General features: G+C 64.7%; 16 protein-coding genes. 5 read left to right on the forward strand and 11 right to left on the reverse strand.

Annotation, left to right across the window (positions count from 1 at the left end):
• Nucleotides 1-474: 474 nt before the first annotated feature.
• Nucleotides 475-1,593, reverse strand: coding sequence for a PDDEXK nuclease domain-containing protein (locus tag ACSQ9A_RS36225; RefSeq protein ID WP_436307542.1), 1,119 nt, complete (start codon nucleotides 1,591-1,593; stop codon nucleotides 475-477).
• An 814-nt stretch (nucleotides 1,594-2,407) separates the two neighbouring features.
• Nucleotides 2,408-2,587: a hypothetical protein gene (locus ACSQ9A_RS36230; RefSeq protein WP_436307543.1), complete on the reverse strand. Its 180-nt coding sequence runs from the start codon at nucleotides 2,585-2,587 to the stop codon at nucleotides 2,408-2,410.
• A gap of 836 nt (nucleotides 2,588-3,423) precedes the next feature.
• Between ACSQ9A_RS36230 and ACSQ9A_RS36235 the strand changes: the two genes are divergently transcribed.
• The gene (locus tag ACSQ9A_RS36235; RefSeq protein ID WP_436307544.1) at nucleotides 3,424-5,997 is read left to right on the forward strand and encodes a hypothetical protein; all 2,574 of its coding nucleotides are present in this window, start codon (nucleotides 3,424-3,426) and stop codon (nucleotides 5,995-5,997) included.
• A 107-nt stretch (nucleotides 5,998-6,104) separates the two neighbouring features.
• Nucleotides 6,105-6,683: a hypothetical protein gene (locus tag ACSQ9A_RS36240; RefSeq protein ID WP_436307545.1), complete on the forward strand. Its 579-nt coding sequence runs from the start codon at nucleotides 6,105-6,107 to the stop codon at nucleotides 6,681-6,683.
• Here the strand turns inward: ACSQ9A_RS36240 and ACSQ9A_RS36245 are convergent.
• Nucleotides 6,648-7,004: a helix-turn-helix domain-containing protein gene (locus ACSQ9A_RS36245; RefSeq protein WP_436307546.1), complete on the reverse strand. Its 357-nt coding sequence runs from the start codon at nucleotides 7,002-7,004 to the stop codon at nucleotides 6,648-6,650. The two genes, ACSQ9A_RS36240 and ACSQ9A_RS36245, sit on opposite strands and share 36 nt — an antisense overlap.
• Nucleotides 7,005-7,307: 303 nt before the next feature.
• Here ACSQ9A_RS36245 and ACSQ9A_RS36250 point away from each other — a divergent pair, with 303 nt between their 5' ends.
• Complete coding sequence (locus tag ACSQ9A_RS36250; protein WP_436307770.1) at nucleotides 7,308-7,844, forward strand: helix-turn-helix domain-containing protein; 537 nt, start codon at nucleotides 7,308-7,310, stop codon at nucleotides 7,842-7,844.
• Nucleotides 7,845-8,274: 430 nt separating this feature from the next.
• Here the strand turns inward: ACSQ9A_RS36250 and ACSQ9A_RS36255 are convergent, their stop codons facing one another.
• A complete protein-coding gene (locus ACSQ9A_RS36255; RefSeq protein ID WP_436307547.1) occupies nucleotides 8,275-8,592 on the reverse strand; it encodes a hypothetical protein in 318 nt (105 codons plus the stop codon).
• Nucleotides 8,593-9,187: 595 nt separating this feature from the next.
• Here ACSQ9A_RS36255 and ACSQ9A_RS36260 point away from each other — a divergent pair.
• Nucleotides 9,188-9,796, forward strand: coding sequence for a DUF4337 domain-containing protein (locus ACSQ9A_RS36260; protein ID WP_436307548.1), 609 nt, complete (start codon nucleotides 9,188-9,190; stop codon nucleotides 9,794-9,796).
• A gap of 251 nt (nucleotides 9,797-10,047) precedes the next feature.
• Here ACSQ9A_RS36260 and ACSQ9A_RS36265 read toward each other — a convergent pair whose 3' ends face one another.
• The 7 genes from ACSQ9A_RS36265 to ACSQ9A_RS36295 all read right to left on the reverse strand — a co-directional run bounded on the left by ACSQ9A_RS36265 (nucleotide 10,048) and on the right by ACSQ9A_RS36295 (nucleotide 17,219).
• Complete coding sequence (locus ACSQ9A_RS36265; protein WP_436307549.1) at nucleotides 10,048-10,923, reverse strand: transglutaminase-like domain-containing protein; 876 nt, start codon at nucleotides 10,921-10,923, stop codon at nucleotides 10,048-10,050.
• Between the two features lie 832 nt (nucleotides 10,924-11,755).
• Nucleotides 11,756-12,214, reverse strand: coding sequence for a helix-turn-helix domain-containing protein (locus tag ACSQ9A_RS36270; protein ID WP_436307550.1), 459 nt, complete (start codon nucleotides 12,212-12,214; stop codon nucleotides 11,756-11,758).
• Nucleotides 12,215-12,230: 16 nt separating this feature from the next.
• Nucleotides 12,231-13,256 (reverse strand): Bug family tripartite tricarboxylate transporter substrate binding protein, encoded by a 1,026-nt coding sequence (locus ACSQ9A_RS36275; RefSeq protein ID WP_436307551.1) that lies wholly within the window; start codon nucleotides 13,254-13,256, stop codon nucleotides 12,231-12,233.
• A 31-nt stretch (nucleotides 13,257-13,287) separates the two neighbouring features.
• Entirely contained in the window at nucleotides 13,288-14,331 is a 1,044-nt protein-coding gene (locus tag ACSQ9A_RS36280) for a membrane dipeptidase (protein WP_436307552.1), read from the reverse strand.
• A gap of 29 nt (nucleotides 14,332-14,360) precedes the next feature.
• On the reverse strand, nucleotides 14,361-15,542 hold the full coding sequence (locus tag ACSQ9A_RS36285; RefSeq protein WP_436307553.1) for an NAD(P)/FAD-dependent oxidoreductase: 1,182 nt from the start codon (nucleotides 15,540-15,542) through the stop codon (nucleotides 14,361-14,363).
• Nucleotides 15,535-16,926: an FAD-dependent oxidoreductase gene (locus tag ACSQ9A_RS36290; RefSeq protein ID WP_436307554.1), complete on the reverse strand. Its 1,392-nt coding sequence runs from the start codon at nucleotides 16,924-16,926 to the stop codon at nucleotides 15,535-15,537. Before ACSQ9A_RS36290 ends, ACSQ9A_RS36285 begins: the two co-directional genes overlap by 8 nt.
• Entirely contained in the window at nucleotides 16,908-17,219 is a 312-nt protein-coding gene (locus ACSQ9A_RS36295; RefSeq protein WP_436307555.1) for a (2Fe-2S)-binding protein, read from the reverse strand. The genes ACSQ9A_RS36290 and ACSQ9A_RS36295 overlap by 19 nt, the downstream gene beginning before the upstream one ends.
• Before the next feature lie 118 nt (nucleotides 17,220-17,337).
• Here ACSQ9A_RS36295 and ACSQ9A_RS36300 point away from each other — a divergent pair, with 118 nt between their 5' ends.
• Nucleotides 17,338-18,231 (forward strand): LysR family transcriptional regulator, encoded by an 894-nt coding sequence (locus tag ACSQ9A_RS36300; RefSeq protein ID WP_436307771.1) that lies wholly within the window; start codon nucleotides 17,338-17,340, stop codon nucleotides 18,229-18,231.
• The last annotated feature ends 66 nt before the right edge of the window (nucleotides 18,232-18,297 follow it).

Consider the following 18,297-nt stretch of genomic DNA (forward strand, 5'->3'; position numbering starts at 1 on the left):
CCATGTTGGAAAGCTTGCTGGGGACTCGAGAGAAGGCGCCGCAGGGATGAGTGCGCCTTGGCGCTTGGTACGGTCGGTGATCTCTCTACCAGCAGGGTCTGTCCCATCCAAGATCAAATGCGGACGCGAGCTGCTGCGTCTCTCACCGCTTCGATCGATTCCCAGTTTCTTGCCATCGCCGGGGCATTCATCGATAGCGCCCGATGTGTTCGCCGTGCTGCTTCAGTTGCGCCGCCCGCTCGAGAGGAGGTGTGCTGGCAACGCGAGAGATCCTGAGTCTGCGCGGATGCGTCCCGCTGCGCGGCCGGGCTGAACGATAGGTTCTTGCTCCGGAGGCGCGACGATTGAAGGGCGCCTAGCGATTCGACTGGCCGGCGCTGCCCGTGACCTTGTGTGCCGCGACATCATTCATCGTGGACCCGAATCCCCAGTCGATCCAAATGGGTTCACGCGTGCTTGCGTTGCGTTTGCGGCTCAACCCAATCGGGGGTAGACGGCCCGCACTACTTCCTGAAGCTGGCGCGCGGAGGGCAGCTTTCCCTTCATCTCGGCCGGCAGCTTGCCCTGGAGGTGGTACTCGGCCACGCCGATCGGGTTCGACTTGCTCTTCAGTGCGAACTCCACTTCGAGGTTGTCCTTCTCGGCGCACAGGATGATCCCGATGGATGGCGCATCGTCCGGCGCGCGCTCCTTCTCGTTGAGGAGGTTGAGATAGAAATCCATCTTGCCGGCGAACTCCGGCTCGAAGGGCCCGATCTTCAGTTCGATCGCCACCAGCGCCTTGAGGAAGCGGTGATAGAAGAGCAGGTCGATGAAGTACTCCTTGCGCCCGAGCGAGAGTCGATACTGGCGCCCGACGAAGCAGAAGCCGTAGCCCAGCTCGAGGATAAAGTCGCGCAGCTTGTCGATCAGGTGGTCCTCCAGCTCGCGCTCTTTGATCTCGCGCCGGATGCCAAGGAATTCCAGGTTGTAGCTGCTCTTGAGCGCCTCCTCGGCCTGCTCGGCAAAATGCTCGGGTAGCGCCAGCGCGAAGTTGTGCACCTTGCCTTGGGCCAACGACCGCTCGTAGGCCTGCGCCTTGATCTGGTTGAGCAGCACGTTGCGGCTCCAGCCGAAGCGCGCGGTGGCCTTCAGGTAGAAGAGCCGCTGCGCAGCATCGTCGAGCTTGGAGAGCAGGTTGACATGGTGGCCCCAGGGCACCGCCTCCACCATTTCTCGCACCGCCTGTGCGAGTTGACGATGGTCGACGGCCGTCAGCGCCTTGGGACCTTGGATGCGTTTGGTAGCGCGCTCTCTTTCTCGCACAAGCTGTGCGAGAAACTCCGACGCGGTGTAGGTCTCGTGAAACTGGCGCATGCGCCAGAGGCTCGCCGCTGAAAAGCCAGTCGTCCCGGGGAAGGACGCCTTGAGATCGCGCGCCAGCCGATCGACCACCGCGTCGCCCCATCCCCGGCGTGCCTGCTGTTCGCGGATGGCTTGCCCGATGTCCCAGTACAGAGCCACCAGCTCGCGGTTGACGGCGCGCGCGGCCGAAAGCCGCGCACCGTCGATGCGGCGTTTCAGATCCTCGGCGAAGCGAGCGTAGTCGAACAAGGTGGGAGCGGCGGTAGACACCCGGGAAATGTAGTGCCTCGTGGTCGTCCGGTGCGCCGATGCGAGGTGCCGGGAGCTTCGGCGCCCTTGCGGGCTGCCGGCACGCGACGCACTCGCGCTGCTGCGCGAGGACGCGATGGTGGTCGCGGTGGCTGCCGGCAACCTCGGGCACGGCGTGGTGCTGAGTCATAAGGAACGGCAGCGCCTGCTGGCCTGCGCCACCAGGGTGCGGCGCATCGCCGACCAGGTGGACGCGGACGCCCGGCGCCGAGCGCGTCGAATCCTTCCTCCGGCACGCGGCCGGTCGCGGGCGCAGCCTCAAGACTGCTGGCCCGCCTCGCTTCGCCTCGTGCTGGCCCGAAGAGAGGAGAGAGAAGAGAGGGGGGTGGGTGGGGCTGGCGTTCGGCGGACTTGCTCTCCGCCCTCACATAGTTCTCGCTCTTGTACTGGTCTGCATTCATTTCCCTTTACGCGTCGCGTCGCGTTTCTTCTTGAGGTAGTTCGCATACGCCCAGCGGTTCCGGATCTTGGGCTTGCGAGCTCGCGTCGAGGCTTTCCTGGGCTTGTCGCCATTGGTCGAGCGCACACCGGGATCAGGCTGAGCATGTGCCCGATCCGTGCGCCACGATCTCGAACCGCTCTTGGGCGTCGCCGTGCATATCGGTTCGATTGGGTGAAGATTGCGCAGATGCCGCGCCCTTGCGTGTCCTGCAGCTTGCCATTGACATGCGCACCGTCGCTGCAGTCGGCCGCCAGGACCACCAACGCCGGCACACCTGCGTTTGTGAGGGGTGCCTGGTACTACTGCCGCAGCTCATCCACTTCGGCGGGCGTCCGTCGGGTCGTGGTCGAAATCAAGCCCCTGCGGGAACGAAAGATCGATGCCCCAGGCACGGTAGTACGCGGCCAGATCGTCGAGGCGGACGTGCTCCACGTCATCGGCACGGATCCTGGCGAGCGTACGGCACCAATAACGGCACATGCAGGGTCCCATCTTTTTTCTCCTCGGCCATTGCTTCTCGTTGAGCGGCTTGCGCGACCACCCCCGGACTGGTCGCGAGCGTGGTTCAACTCGCGTTGACTGGGAACCCTCCTTCTAGAGGAGGCGCTCCAGCGTCCACGTCCATCGCTTCCCTGGTCTTCCAGGATTCAAGTCGATGAATCGACTCGGCCAGCCTTGGGCGGTTCACCTTGAATTGATCGCATTCTTTCAAGACTCTAGTTCTTTCAACTTAATCTGAATTAAGTATTCGTTGATCGCGTGGAAGAGCCGCAACGTCTTCGAACTAAGTTGTTAATTCGAATGGCGTCATAGAGCCGCTATTCGATATCGCGCGGCCACGACGTGAAGTTGTGCCTGTCTTTGAGCCTTTGATTTGGCGCAAAAGAGATCGGTGAGCCGACAATAACACCAGTCCAGATATCTATTGAAACAATAGAAAGCAACACTATGAAGGCTTCTGTCGCAGCGGACTGCGGCGACGACGCGCAGCGCATGCAGCTTACCTAAGTACTCAAAAGAACCGATGACAAATCGGTTGCAGCTCTGACGATCGAATCGCAGTGGCACCGCGAAGAGGAAAGGCGACACGTGGGCGTTCTCTTGAAGAACGATAAGGCTGTCGCCGCGGTCCAGTTGGGTTCGATGTCCGGCGGCCTCAGGCCCCACACCACGTACAGGGTCGAGCACGGACAACGTGCCACATCCCTCTAGCCCACGCGGCGATCAGCCCCTCCCGTTCCAGCAGTTTCTTTACCCATTTCTTTGCGCCCTTTGGAGGCGCAGGGGACTTCTTTTTTCTCGTCCACAGGTTGACCAGGAGATTCAGTGTGAAAAAGATCAACAAAAGCGCGCTTCTGCTTTTTGTTGCAGCAGGTGCACTCGCGGGCTGCGGTGGGGGCGGAAGCGGCCCAGGCGGCAGCTTCGCTCTCCCTCAAAGCACCGATGCGTCGACGGCCTCGCCGCCTGCATCGACGGCTGCATCGGCAGTCGAGCCCGCCGCAGACAAGGAGGCAGAGCTCAGCAAGCTCGACTCAAGTTGGGTCGAGGTCGCCAACGAAGGCCAGGCGTTCAACCTGGCCTCGTTGACGGAGGTGCAATACGGCGCGAATTCGGCCTGGACGAGCAAGATGCTCGCCGGCACCGTGGTCTGCAACAACGCAACCTTCGGCCGCGACCCGCTGGAGTACGTGGCGAAGGCGTGCTATGTGCAAACCCCGCCTGCTCCGCCCCCTCCCACCGCCCCTGCCGCGGGAACCTGGCTCGCCGAGGAAGGTTCCTCATTCACCGTGCCCGCCCCCACATTGGTGAAGTACGGCGCCGACTCGCGCTGGATCACCCAGTCGGTCACTGGAACAGCAGCGTGCACGAACACGTTCTTTGGTGGCGATCCCGCGTTCATGACGGCGAAATCATGTGTGTCGGCCGGTCCTGCGCCTGCACCTGCGCCCGCTCCCGCTCCCGCTCCCGCTCCCGCTCCCGCTCCGGCCTCGGCCCCGGCCCCGGCCCCCGCGCCTGCTCCCGCGCCTTTACCCATCGCCGGCGACGTGGTGGACAGTTCCGGCGCCATCGTTGCGAATGCCTACGACAACATCGCCTACAAGTTCGGCCAGTCCGAGGGCGTGGCGTACCGATTCGGGCCGGCGGCGGCCAGGACCGGCGTCAACACGCTTCCTCTGCGGGCCGACGTGGCCGCGATCAACCACGGCCCAGGCAATGATCTTTACTACCAGCTCGGTGCGGAAAACACCTTCGCGAGCAACCTGTACGTGAGCATCCATGGCGCAGCGATCGGCACGCCCGCCAGTGGGAGCTCGTTGTCGAACTCGGTGGCGTGGTTCCAGTCGCAGGCGACCGACCGGGTGACCTTCATGCAGCGCCCGCAGTTGCTGTGGCAAGACCGGCGAATACTGCCCACGTCGATCGATGACTACTACGCCGCAGGCGTGCTGTCGCCGAACGACCCGGCAGACCTGCCCATCGTCGAAGATCGCGGCGAGAACGCCGCGGACAGCCCCTCGACGCGCCTCTCGCTGATTGCGACACAGGGCAGCCCGACGAAGCCGGCAACGATCTTCACCGTCGGCACGTTCACCGCGCAGAACCGTGCCAGCGTCAAGCTGGCCATCGGCAAGGTGCCGACCGCCATTTCCGTGACCGGGGGCGGCGAGTTCGCCTTCGTCACCGTGTGGGACACCATCGGCCACAAGGGCCAGGTCGCTGTGATCTCGCTCGGTGGCAGCTGCCAGGGCTGTACGCTCAATGGTCCCAAGTACGACTGGTGGCACGACTGGATGGACATGGTCCACCCCGGCTTCTTCAACCAGGGCAACTACATCTTCATGAAGGTGCTCGGCTACGTCGATCTGCCCGCCAACATGAAGGCCCCGACATCCATCAAGGTGACGACCGGCATGCACCCGTATGCGGCTGTCGTGTACACCGGCAACGGTGGCTTGTCGGGCATGGCAAAGGAAGCCTCGCCGATGGCCGACAACCGGGCGAAGCTGCTGCCGGGCGGCGAGTACTACGAGAAGTACGCCAAGGGCGGCGTGGCGGTGGTGGCCTCGAAGTCGGAGAAGACCCTGGCCTTTCTCGACCTCGGCCCGCTCTTCAAGTACACGAATGACATGTACCTGGGCAGCGCTGCGAGCAACCTGGAAACGCAGAACGTCGGGCTCGCCGCCAACCAGTGGCCCTACCTGCTGGCAGATCGCCCACAGGCCACGCCTACGATCGTCAAGACGATCACGCTGGCCGACAAGCCCACAAGCATCCTGACGACCTCGACCTACAGCTACTGGAGCAAGGACGACCGCGAGCGCATCTCGCCGGACAGCCCGTACTGGAAGACCGTGCCGCGCTATCCACGCGCCTGGGTCGCCACCGAGAACGGCAAGGTGCATATGTACTCGCTGGGGCAGTACGTGCAGGGCCCCAAGCCGGCGGTCGGCACGCCCGCCGAGATCGCAGAAGTCGGCGTGGTGACGGGCCTGGGCAGCAACATCTCGCACCTCGCCGCGGCCAAGGACTACCCGAGCCAGGACGATGCCATCAACACGATGCTGATCTTCACCGATCGGGCCAATCGCAAGTGGGGTTGGCTCAAGTTTGCCGACGACGGCAACAGCGGCACCATCCTGCGCACCATGGAGGACTCGCGCGTCGACCCGATCATGGTGACGATGTCCGACAACTACTCCACGCGGGGCAATATCGTCAGCGTGGCGAACTACAGCGGCCAGAGCATCGACAACTACCGGTTCGGTGACCTGATCTACCCCGACACCAACTTCTGTTCCGCGCCCGGTGTCTGCCCCACGCTGGCATCCACTGGCGAGTACGCTGGCAAGCTGGCCCTGCCGTTCAAGCCGTTCGCGGTGCACGCTTCGAACGTGCCGTGACGCGCTGAGTTCATCGCCGATCCCGAGGCGCCGGCAGCGATGCTGCCGGCTTTCTTGTTTTTGAGCTGTGCGCGTGTCGTGTTGCCGACCTGCGCTTCATCCAGGCCATGCTCGGGCACGTCGAGCTCTCCACCACGCAGATCTACACGCAGGTGGCGATCCGGAAGCTGCAGCAGGTGCATGCGATGACGCACCCGGGCGCCAAGCGGCGCCTCAGGGGCCAGCAGATGGCGCTGGACGTGGGCGAGCCTCAACCCGACCCGCACAACGCCGCCAGCGCGTTCCTGGAGGCGCTGGCGCGCGAGGCCGACGAAGAGATCGACGAGGAGCGCGAGGGCGACGCCCGAGGGCCTCGGTCCTTCGTCGCCCTGCCCTTCATCCGCGCGCAGCGCCTGACCAGAAACCTTGAGCTCGTGCCTGGCACGAGCTCGCTGGAATGGACTTGCAGGCGCGAAGGGGCGCAAGACATAACGGCGGTTGCCTTCACCCGCGAGGGCGCGAAGCCGTGCAGGCCACCAAGCGAGCCCTGCGAGCGACTGGCCGCAACGAGGGCAACAGGCCGTTATGTTGAGATGGCCAAAGGCCATTCACCCCGCAGCGCCTGCCAGGGGCGTGGCCGGCTCGATGCCGGCTGTCCTCGCTCGATTCGCTCAGGTCTTCGTGCGCGTTCTTCCTCTCGGCAATGAGGCTTCGGAGAACTTGTCCAGATGAAGGCTTGCAACTTCGTCTGCTACCAGCTCAAGGACCTTGCTCACGTCGTTGGTCGAAGGCGAATTTGCGTAGGCCAGCGTGAGCACTGTCAAGGGATGCAGACCCAACACACGAACCAGGGCATCGATCTTCGTGAGCGTCGGAACATTCACGCCTCTCTCCAAGATGCTGACATACGTCCGCGACGACACCGTGTCAAACGCCTCTTGCGAGATCCCCACAGCCACCCGCGCAGCGCGAAACGCACGAGGGAAGTTCGGAGGCGGAACAGGGGGAGCACGGCGACTTGGCACCACCCAATTCCCCCATATAGAATGGGATAGAGCTACAAAGTATATGGCGAGTTAATAAGACTGTCCGTATGGGATTCGCGAGCAGGCAACCAGTGCGGCGCGGTCCACGTTGCGTGGCACCAGCAAGATCGATAGCGCGCAGTTCGACTGCGCTCCAGGAGCGAGATTAACGTGACCCGTGCACAGATCTCATCGCCGTTCCCAACCGCCCGACCCCTGCGGCTGCCGGCATCGGTGACGCGCATCCAGCCGCTGCGCGAGGGGCCGCCCGCGCGCAGCAGGCCCGCCTCCCTGCTCGGGAGCCAGGTGCGCGCCCTGCGCATGGCCGCAGGCGCCTCGGGGGGCGAGCTCGCCGAGCGCTGCGGCATCTCGCGCTCCATGCTCTCGCGCATCGAGCGCGGGCTGGTCTCCGCTTCCGTCGAAACCCTGGACCGCATCGCCAGCGGCCTGGGCGTGCCGATCTCGCGCTTCTTCGGCGACCAGCCCAGCCGCACGGACTTCAGCCACGTGCGGGCGGGGCACGGGATCCAGGTGGACCGGGTCGGTGCCGTGGCCGACTACCGATACGAGTTGCTGGGGCATCTGCTGTCGGGCAACCTGTTCGTGGAGCCCTACCTGGTGACGCTGCTGCCGGGGGCCGAGCCTTACGTGACCTTCCAGCACCCCGGACTGAAGTTCCTGTACCTGCTCTCGGGCGAGGTGCGATACCGCTATGGGGCGAAGGTGGTGGAGCTCGGCGCGGGGGACTCGCTGCTCTTCGAAGCCTCCGCGTTGCATGGTATCGAGGCGATCGGCACGCAGCCCGTCACTTACCTGTCGGTGGTGTTCACTCTGCGCGATTAGTTTGATGACGTGCAGGAGCGCGACGACTGGGGGCGCTCATGATCGTGCGAAGCACGGCCGCAGAGGTACAGAAAGGGTACACAAAGGATGCAGTTGGGCTACACCCCTGGACGCATGCGCGTCGTGATGTGACGCTCTCGAAGCGATCGTGCCGATCGCTCGAACGGGGTGCTCGAAGGCGCGGCGCCGAATGCGTTTGCTTAATTGTTAAGCAGCCCAACCCCCATACGCCATACGCACCTACCAGGTGCCCGGCAACCCGCACGGTTGCTCGATTGTTCGGTGTTACTTGCTCGGCAAGAGGTCACACCGATCGGGCGCAAGGCCGCATGCAGCCTTGACCCTGAGGTGTTACCGGCTTCCTGGGGGCGTTCGTCGGTACTCACGGCTACAGCTGCCAGCGCGGGGACTGCGGTGCATCGTGTGCGCGCTATGGCTGCTGCGCCAGTTGCTCCATGGCCTGGCGCACGGTCAGGATGGCGATGCCCTGAAACTGCCCGAGCGTGAGCAAATGCCGATCGCCCGAGACGATGAGCCTGGAGCGTGCGGCCAAGGCGGCGGCCGGCACGACATCGTCGTCGGGGTCATCCTTGATGGTGGGCGCGATCGTGGCCGGGCGAACCAGGCTCGCCAGCGTGGCGTAGCCATGCACGAGTTGTTCCAGCGTGAGGCCGGAGGCGGCGATCTTGTTGGCGAACTTGTGGCGCGCGAGGATGCCACTGAGCTCCTGCAGCCGTCCGGTCGGCAATCGCCTGCTTCAGCAGCGCCAGCGCGGCCTCCGCGTCCAGAGACGCCTTCAGCGGATCCCAGTATCGGGGTTCGTAGGCCTGGAAAGGCAGGTCGTTGGCCGGTTCCGAGGCAGCGTCTCGATCCTGGTCGATAGCGAAATCGCCGATACGCACGGCCTTGGTTAGCATCATGCGCATGACATCCGGCAGTTCCATGCCGCGCTCAGCCGCCATCCGATGCGCTTTCTCCTCGATGTCGCGATTGATGCGGAAACGGATGAGGCGGCTGTCCATAGCGATGCAGGTTATAGCAGCCAGCGCCGATCCGCTCCCCGGGGCTTCGGCAGGAGAGCGCAGTGGCGGCTATTCACGGACGCCTTGCAACGCAGCAGCGGTCACGCGTCATTGGCTTCAGATGCGGGGCTTTGACAGGTCGCCAACGCCGGACCTTCGCGGTCGAGGGAGAAAACGCGGCCCAAGTGCTTCTCGACGAGCGGTCCTGCGACGAAGTACTTGTTCAATAAAAAGCGACAAAAAGTGCGTGCGTGTTCTCGGCGCGCGCTAGACGTCGCTCGGCGCCGTCATACTCGCCTTCCTACGACAACGAGGAAATTTATGTCAGCAGGCGGTTTTCACGTGCATGGCCCGCACGACCACGAACTCGAGCACGCTAGTGCGCATGGCCCCTCTGAATCAACTTCTACAGAAAAGCCTGGCCGCAGGAACATGACCAGCCAAATCGCCGTATGCACTGCTGTCATCGCCACAGTGGGAGCGATCTTTGCGTACATGGGAGGTCTAACTCAAGCCAACGCGGGCCTCTACAAGAACAACGCTGGCATGAAGAAGACCGAGGCTTCAAACCAATGGAACTACTTTCAGTCGAAGAGCACGAAGCAGTCGCTCGCTGAGTTCGCCAGGGACATGTCGCCCGATGACCGCAAGCAAGGCTGGCAGACGAAGGTTTCGCGGTATGAACAAGAAAAAGCTGAGATATTGCTCGTCGCGCAGAAGCTTGAGGCAGACGCAACCGATTGGGACCAAAAATCGGAGGCGCAAATGCACCAGCACCATCGTTGGGCGCAAGCGACCACTGCGCTACAGGTCTCCATCGCTTTGGCTGCCATGGCGTTGCTCACAAGGAGAAAGTGGTTGGAGTGGGGGATGCTCGCAGTTGCAGGCGTTGGCCTGGTCGTTGGCGCTCTAGGAGCAATGCACATTTGAACGTTGCGCGAGCCTCGCGATAGCCCTCTACGTGGGGCTTTGGGCCGGAAGCTCAAAGAGAACGAACTGCTGCAGTCGGGCCGACTGTGGCCGCATAGGACCCAAAGAGCTGGCTGTTCACGATTCTCGAATGATGCTGTTCGGCGGCGCACGAACCGAACAGCAACGCGGGATCGCAGCTCTGGCCGGGCGACGACGGCTGGATGCTGCCGCGCACGTCCCATTTCGCGATGATGCAGATGAAGCGCGGGTCAGTTCGCGCCCAATAAAGGATTGGTCGACCGCAGATCCGATTTCGCCTGGGCGTCAACAGGCAGGCCGGCTGCGACTTCGTCGGCCCAGACCTTGAAGCCCTCGAGCGTGTTCGGGCCGAACGTTGTGGATAGCGCGACATCGCAGGCGTCGCGCCCGCGTGCAATCAGCACGCGGCCGATACGCGGTGTGTTGTTGCGCGCGTCGAAGGTGTACCAGCGGTCGCCGAGATAAGCCTCGAACCAGCCCGCGAAGTCCATTGTCCCGTATGGTGGCTCAGTGCCAACATCGCCAAGATAGCCGGTGCAATAGCGCGCCGGTATGTTCATGCAGCGGCAGAATGCGATCGCCAGGTGAGCGTAGTCACGGCACACGCCGTGGCCTTCCTTATAGGCGTCCAAGGCGGTGCGCGTTCGGCGCGCGTGCTGGTAGCCGAACTCGATGTGTCGGTGCACGAAATCGCAGATCGCCTGCACGCGCGCCCAGCCGGTCGGGCTCGAGCCGAACCGCTGCCACGCAATCTCGGAGAGCTGGTCGGTCTCGCAATAGCGGCTGCCGATGAGGTAGACCAGCGTCGATTCCGGGAGCTGTTCGACCGGCGTCTGCGTGGCCCAAGGAGCAACAACATCAGGCGCGCCGGTGTCGTTGACCAGCGCATCAGTGCTGAGGACGAAGCGGCCTTGCGGCGCGACGATGCGACTGCACCAGTTGCCGAACAGATCGCGGTATGCGGTGATAGGCACCGAGGGACTCGTCACGAGGTAATCAGGCCGCACCAGATCGGACGCACGCGAATGGTGGACGCTCAATGCCAGGATCATCGGCGTCGGCTGTGGGAACTGATACGCCATCTCGAAACCAACGCGGATCTGCATGCTCGCTCCTGTTGCTTCTCTGTTCGCACGCAACCGACGTGCCACCATCGCTGACTATCGCCGGTTCGCCTGCCGATGCCGATGACCTGATTCTCCTCCCATGGCGGATCCGATGGCCTAGCCAATACGACAGTCTTTCCAGCGGGTGCTACGTCGGTTCACGGAAGTGATAGCGCCGATGTGTTGAGCCGGGTGCTGCACCAGTTGCGCCGGATGGAGGAGTGCGAGGCGTGGTGTAGCGCGACACGACGCGCTGCTACCTCGCGGCCGACGCGTACCTGGACGAACGTCTCGCTATGCTGGCCAGCGACGCGTGAAGGAGGTCCATATGACGCTTTGCCCGATTGCCATAGCCGTCGGCTGCAAGAAATGTCCGGCATTCTCGATCTGCCCCTTGAAAGGCGTGATCGCTCCGCCGAAAGTGCCGGTGAGCTCTTCCGAGATTGTCACACCTAAAAAGCTAGGAAGATCAACAGCTTGCGCGCAGAGGTTTCACAGTTGCGCGACCCCGTTCTTCGAAGTTAAGGCTGCGGTGCCCCCCGTCTTGAACGGCTGCTAACTGAAGATCCGAACAGGCGTTGTGGGCCCTAAATGGGCCTACATCGGACGCCGAAACCGCCGGAAACCGGCCGTTGGATCCGCAGCAGCTTTGTACCGCGCAACTTCGAAAAGGCGACAGGTGCAACTTTGAAGGCGAAGCTCGTAAGCCGTTGATTTTGTTGGGCAAGCGAGTGTGACAATCCCGGAGGGACTCTGCCGTCCGCGTCAGGATGGTCGAGAGATTCGAATTGACCGCTCAAAGGATTGTCAATCACCCGCAAGAATGGCTGTGTCAATGAGTCTCGAGTCCCTGAGTTGGCGCACTCTGCGCGCGCAGTTGCGACAGGTATTGGCCGGGGGTCATTCCGCACACGTTCTTGAAATGACGCGACAGATGACTCTGGTCGTAGAACCCTGTCTCGCCAGCCACAACGGCCGGCGCCACGCCGGCGCGCAGCAAGGCCTTGACCCGCTCGATCCTGACGTGACAGATATAGCGGTGCGGCGGCAGGCCGAACTGGCGATGAAAGACTCGGATGAATCGGCAGACGCTGAGGCAGGCGATCGAAGCCAGTTGTTCAAGGCGCAGCGGCTGGCAGGCGTTGTGCTCGATGTAGGCAAGGACCTGGGCGAGCGGCGCCGATACGGCTGTGGGCAGACCGGCGGCTGCATAGGGCAGCGATTCGCCGCTGACTTGGACGGATTGGACGCGATCCGGCAGGTCGCTGCCGTGCGATTCGAGTAGATGCATGGGAGAGCCGAACGAACTAGACGGAGATCTGGGCTTCCTTCACCATGACTTTCCACCGTTCGACTTCCTGCTTCATGAACATGTTCACCTGCGGGAGCGACATGTCCGGCATCAAGGGTGTTCCCTGTTCCTCGAACTGCTTCACCAGGGCGGCATTCTTCCGGCCCGCCGCGATTCCCTCATGCAGACGGGTCACGATGTCCGCAGGTGCGCCGGCGGGTGCCCAGAGACCGCTCCAGGTGGTTGTGTCCAGTTCCTGGTGCAGCATCTCGCTCAAGGTCGGGATCTCCGATGCGACCGAGAGGCGCTTGCTGCCGGTCGCGGCAAGGGCGCGCAGCCTGCCGGAGCGCACGAGAGGACCGACGACGGACCAGGGATCGACGGCGAAGGTGAGCCGGCCCGCCACGACCTCCGCCATGACGCCTTGCGATCCCTGTTTGAACGGTACGTGCAGGAGGTTGGGGACGCCCAGGCGGTTCGCGATCAGCTTGCATGTGATGTGGCTGTTCGCCCCCACCCCGTTGGAGCCGTAGCTGTGCCGATCCGGAGCCGCCTTGACGCGGTCGGCGAGGTCCTGGAAGGAGCGGATGTCGCTGTCGCCGCTGACCACAAGGAGAGTCGGGACGGTGGTCGTCACCGCGACGGGCAGGAAATCGCGAGTGGGCTGATAGGCGAGGTCCTGGTAGATCAAGGGCGCGATCGCCCAGGTGGTGGCCGTGCTGTAGAGAAGCGTGTACCCATCGGGCGTCGACCGTGCGACCGCCGTGGCTCCGATGTTGCCTCCCGCCCCCGCGCGGTTGTCGACGATGACCGAAGCGCCGCCTAGCTGCCTGCCGATCACTTCGCCCCAGCTCCGCGCGGCGATGTCCGTACTGCTGCCTGGGGCGAACGGGACGATCATCCTGATCGCGCGGCTGGGATAGCGATCTTGCGCCATCGCGTGTCCGGACCAAAGCGCGCTGCTTGCCGCCAGCGGCAGGCTGGCCAGGGAGCCCAGAAAAACTCTGCGCGTGGAATGCGCGGGTGTGGCGGCGACGCTCATGGAAGGCTCCGGTGAATTGTGGGGACGCGGATCAGCCGCAGAACTTGCGCATGGCGCGCAGCCAGCTGCCGCCGAGAAGCGCCTTGACGTCGCTTTCCGAATAGCCGCGGTCGAACAAACCCTGGGTGAGGTTCGGCAGCTTGCGGACCGACTCGACGCCGATCGGGTAGGACTGGCGTCCGAACGCCGACAGGGGACCGAAGATGTCCGGACGGCGGGTGCGCCAGGTCACGACGCTGGGCGGGGCGACGACGGTCGCGGACTCCTGGAACGACTCGACATAGTCCATGCCGATGCCGACGTGGTCGACCCCGACGAGCTTCACGTAGTGGTCGATGTGGTTGAGCAGGTCGTCCAGCGTCGGCGTGTCGTCGGACAGCGATTGCGGCAGCCCGCAAACGCCGACCGTGCCGCCCTTGGCGGCCATCGCCTTGACCGTGGCGTCGGTGGTGTTGCGGCCATTGGGGCGCAGCTGGTCGCTGTTCGAGTGCGTGCAGACCGGAGCCCGCGACAGCGCGGTCGCCTCGGCACGGGTGCGGTGGCCGCAGTGCGACAGGTCCAGCATCAGCGGCAGCGTGTTCGCCAGCGCGATCAGCTCTTCGCCGAGGTAGGTCAGGCCGGCGTCGCGCTTCTCGCCGCAGCCGTCTCCAAGCGCGTTCGAGGTGGTGTAGGCCAGGCCGAGGAAACGCAGCCCCAGACGAGTCATGGTTTCGAGGCGCCAGAACTGGTCCGGATCCTCGATCATGCTGGCGCCCTGGGTGCCGATCACGATGCCGAGCTTGCCCTTTTCCTTGGCGGCGACCACGTCGTCGGCGGTGGTGCACAGCGTGAGAAGGGGGTTCTTGTCGATCTTGGTCAGGTAGCGTTCGAAGTTGTGCAGGGTCTTGTCCCAGTTCTCCTCCAGCGCGAAGGTGACGTTGGCGGCGTTGACGCCGCCTTCGAGGCAGCGACGCGTGAACTTCTCATCGAGCACATAGGAGATTGCGAGGCCGTCGAAGACCAGGCTGCTCTGGTGGACGCGGCGGGCGCGCTCATCGACGACGAGGTCTTCTGCGGGGTGGGCGGTCACGGACATGGGAGGTCTCCAGGAACTGTCGGTAAGGATCAGGCGGTTGCGGACGCAGCAGCCCGGCGGGTGGATGGGGCGGTAGCGGGGGAGGCCGCGAACCGCTGGATGTGGAATGGTTCGATCGGCGTCATGGTGGCGCCGGTATCGATGAGCTCGGCCATCACGTCGCCGACCCCGGGGCCGAGCTGGAAGCCATGGCCGCAGAAACCGAAGGCGTAGAACAGGCCGCTGACCCGGCCGCTGGGGCCCATGACCGGCAGCTCGTCGCGCATGTACCCCTCGATGCCGCTCCAGGTGCGCAGAACCTGCAGCTTGCCCAGCACCGGCGCCAGGCGCCGGAGCTCGCGCAGCTGGCGCAGGATGTTCTCCGGCAGCACATAGGCGCGTCGGAGCTCCGGGTATGCCGGTCCCCGCAACCCGCCGCCGAATACGATGTTTCCGCGCTTGACCTGGCGGAAGTAGACGACCTCGTGCGCCACCTTGGTGGAGACGCCGACGACCGGGACGATGCCGTAGGGCAAGGGCTCGGTGACACCCATGCTGGGTCCGTGCGGCGTCAGCGGGACCGGCTCGCCGAACGCGGCGGACAACTTGTCACCCCACGCGCCGGCGCAGATCAGTGCGGCCGGCGCGCGGAAGCACCGGCCGTCGGCCGCCTGCACCCGGAAGTCCTCGCCGTCCTTGTCGATCGCCAGCACCTCGCAGTTCTCGATCACCTGGGCGCCTGCGCGTGCCGCGGCACGGCCGAACGCGGGTGCCGCCAGCCGGGGGTTGGCATGGCCGTCGTTCGGCGAATAGGAGCCGCAGATGACCTCGGTGCCGAAGAACGGGAAGCGGCGGCGGAACGCACTGCCCCCGATCAGCTCGAGGTCCAGGCCCCAGCCGCGCGCGTCCTTGGCGTATTTCTCCACCACCGCCGCCTGCGCCTCGTCATAGACGCCCCGCACATGGCCGGTGACGAGGAATTCGGCGTCGTCGCCCAGCAGTTCCTTCATCTGGCCCCAGATGGCCCGTGAGCGATGGGCCAGCGGCAGTTGCGGCAGGTAGCGGCCCTGCCGGCGCACGTTCCCGAAGTTGACGCCGCTGGCCTGCTGGCCGACCAGACCGCGCTCCAGCAGGATCACCGAGCGGCCGCGCTTGCGCAGGAAGAATGCGCTGGCGGCGCCCATGAGGCCGCCGCCGACGACGATGACATCGGCCTTCAGAACTTCAGACATCGACGGCCCCGGGATTCTCGAGCGCCGCCATCGGCAGCGGTTTCACGGGTCCCTGCCCGCGCAGTCGGCCGACCATTTCGATCGGCACGCCGGCGGCGTGCGCCACGACCTCGGCCGCCGCGTGGCCGCAAAAGCGGCCCTGGCAGCGGCCCATGCCGACCCGGCTGAAGGCCTTGGCCCGATTCATTTCACTGCCGCCCATCTCGTTGACCACGCGGCGCAGTTCACCGGCCGTGATCGTTTCACAGCGGCAGACGACCGCCGAATCCGGCAGGGCCGCGGCGTGCGCGTGGGGCCACGGAAACGCCTTGACCAGCCCGCGCCGAAAGCGATCCATCTTCACCAGCGTCCGTCGCAGCGCAGGCATCGGGTCCGGGGAGACGTGTTGGCCCAAATCGGACAGCACTGCCAGCGCCGCCAGGCGGCCGCTGGCTTCGGCACCATCGGCGCCCAGAATGCGGGCACCATCGCCGGCAAGGTAGACCCCGGCGGTGGTGCTGCGCCCGTCTCCGTCGATCTGCGGCAGCCATTGGCGCGACTCGGTGTCGAACCTGAATTCGCAGCGCGCCAGATCGGCAAGCTGGCTTTCCGCGCGCAGGTGGTAGCCCAACGCCACGGCGTCGCAATCGAAATGCCGTTCGCTGCCGTTTGCATCCAGCACCGTGACACCCTGGACACCGGCTGCCGCCGCACCGGTGATGCACAAGGGCGTGATGCCGCTGTGCACCGCGACACCGGCCTTGCGCAGGACGCGCTCCAGCGCCACGCCCCTGCGCAGCAAGCCTGGCCGGGCAGCAAGTGCAGGCAAGGCACGAACCCGCTGTGAAAACCGCGAGGTGTCGAGCACGGCAAGCACCGCGGCACCGGCCTGGACATACTGCGACGCGACTAGGTACAGCAGCGGTCCGGTCCCCATGAAGACGACCCGTCTTCCGATGGCGCAGGCCTGCGACTTCAGCGCGATCTGCGATGCGCCCAGGCTGTAGCAGCCGGCGAGGTTCCAGCCCTCCACCGGCATCAGCCGGTCGGTGGCGCCGCTGCAGACGACAAGCGCATCGAATGGCAGCGCGGCCGTTCGGGTGCCACCGTGCACCACGTGCAGCGTGTTGGCCGTCACGTTCCAGGCCAGCGTTTCGGGCCGGTAATCCACCTTGGAGCGAATCGCCTCGAAGCTGCGGTGCAGGTCTTCCGCCTTGGTGGCCTCGCTGCCGTAGAGCTTGGCATAGGGTCGGGTAAAGCCTTCGGGCTGGCGCCGGTAGATCTGGCCTCCGTCACGCCGGCCTTCGTCGACGACGGTCGGCGACAGGCCTGCCGCAACCAGCGTCTGTGCGCAGCGCACGCCAGCCGGGCCGGTGCCCACGACGATCACGCGTGGTTGGGCCATGTCGCCTCCGGCGGTTCGGTGGTGATGCGCAGACCTTCGCGCACCACGGTGGTACAGGCGCGCAGCCGTCCACCGTCTTCGGTCAAGACCCAGCAGTCCTGGCAGGCCCCCATCAGGCAGAAGCCGGAGCGCACGCCGTCGCCGAATTCGGAGTGCCGCAGGTGACCAACGCTGCCCAGCAGTGCGACCAGCAGGGTGTCACCTTCGAGCGCGACGAGTGGTCTTCCGTCGGCCTCGAGCCGCACCGGCGCACGCGCCGTTTCGGCCAGGCGGATGAAGCGGCCGATCGTCATTCGCTGATTCCGCCGCAGCGGTGCATGAGTGGATTCATGCCGGCAATTCTGGAGAGGAGGCTCGGCCCGCGCCAATATCAAGTGTTTGGAAATACCAAACCTTTGGTTATGCTTGCGCATGAACGCCCGTCAGCTCGAAGTGTTTCGCGCCGTCATGCGCAACCGGTCCCTGACCGCCGCCGCCGAAGCGCTGCATGTGTCCCAGCCGGCGGTGAGCAAGCTGCTGCGGCACTTCGAAACCCAGATCGGATACACCCTGTTCGAGCGCCTGGGTGGCCGGCTGGTGCCGACCGCGGAGGCCCAGCTGCTCTACCGCGACGCCGACAGGATCTTTCGCGAGATCGAGATCCTCAGGGGCTTGTCGGACCGCATCCGCGACAAGCAGCTGGGATTGCTGCGGGTCGGCGCGAGCGCGCCGCCGACCTTCGCCTTGCTCCCTTACGCCACGGAGCGCTTCCGCCAGCGCAATCCCGGGCTGCGCGTCGTGCTGCAGACGCTGTCTGCGGAGGCGATCGACGAACACATCATGCTTGGCGACATCGACCTTGGCGTGACCATGCGCTGGTCGGCCGAGGCGCAGCTACGGTGCGAGTCCCTGGGCAAGGCGGGCATCGTGGCGCTGATGCGACCCGACTCGCCGCTGGCGGGACTCAGCATCGTGACCCCCGCGGACTTGGTCGGGCAGCCCTTGATCAGCTACAGCGCGCAAACGCCTGCGGGCAAGTTGCTGGACCAGGCATTCCGGGAGGCGGGCGTGCAGCCACAGGTGCAGATCGAAGTGTCCCTGTCGATCGCCGCCCTCCCGCTGGTCCAGCATGGCCTCGGGATTGCATTGGTGGACGGGCTGGTTCCGTGGCGCGACTTCGGCGATCTGGTGGTTCGACCTTTCCAGCCGGACGTGCTCTTGGAAATCGTGCTGTCACGCAGTGCGCTGCGGCCGCAGACACGATTCGGGCGCGAGTACGCGCGAGACCTGCGCGCCGCCGTCGCGGCGTTGTCAAGACGGACTTGACCTGACCTGCCGCGGCGCAACCTCGGCAATTTCGTCCAATACCCGGACCGATCACAGCCCTTATGG

It is taken from the genome of Variovorax sp. LjRoot290 (genome assembly GCF_964253985.1).
Classification (GTDB): domain Bacteria; phylum Pseudomonadota; class Gammaproteobacteria; order Burkholderiales; family Burkholderiaceae_C; genus Variovorax.

What these genes read in the sequence shown, in the direction of transcription:
- ACSQ9A_RS36285 (WP_436307553.1), bottom strand. Translation starts at nt 15,542, where the DNA reads ATGTCTGAAGTTCTGAAGGCCGATGTCATCGTCGTCGGCGGCGGCCTC.
- ACSQ9A_RS36275 (WP_436307551.1), bottom strand. Translation starts at nt 13,256, where the DNA reads ATGAGCGTCGCCGCCACACCCGCGCATTCCACGCGCAGAGTTTTTCTG.
- ACSQ9A_RS36290 (WP_436307554.1), bottom strand. Translation starts at nt 16,926, where the DNA reads ATGGCCCAACCACGCGTGATCGTCGTGGGCACCGGCCCGGCTGGCGTG.
- ACSQ9A_RS36270 (WP_436307550.1), bottom strand. Translation starts at nt 12,214, where the DNA reads ATGCATCTACTCGAATCGCACGGCAGCGACCTGCCGGATCGCGTCCAA.
- ACSQ9A_RS36240 (WP_436307545.1), top strand. Translation starts at nt 6,105, where the DNA reads ATGCTCGGGCACGTCGAGCTCTCCACCACGCAGATCTACACGCAGGTG.
- ACSQ9A_RS36230 (WP_436307543.1), bottom strand. Translation starts at nt 2,587, where the DNA reads ATGGGACCCTGCATGTGCCGTTATTGGTGCCGTACGCTCGCCAGGATC.
- ACSQ9A_RS36300 (WP_436307771.1), top strand. Translation starts at nt 17,338, where the DNA reads ATGAACGCCCGTCAGCTCGAAGTGTTTCGCGCCGTCATGCGCAACCGG.
- ACSQ9A_RS36280 (WP_436307552.1), bottom strand. Translation starts at nt 14,331, where the DNA reads ATGTCCGTGACCGCCCACCCCGCAGAAGACCTCGTCGTCGATGAGCGC.
- ACSQ9A_RS36260 (WP_436307548.1), top strand. Translation starts at nt 9,188, where the DNA reads ATGTCAGCAGGCGGTTTTCACGTGCATGGCCCGCACGACCACGAACTC.
- ACSQ9A_RS36265 (WP_436307549.1), bottom strand. Translation starts at nt 10,923, where the DNA reads ATGCAGATCCGCGTTGGTTTCGAGATGGCGTATCAGTTCCCACAGCCG.
- ACSQ9A_RS36295 (WP_436307555.1), bottom strand. Translation starts at nt 17,219, where the DNA reads ATGACGATCGGCCGCTTCATCCGCCTGGCCGAAACGGCGCGTGCGCCG.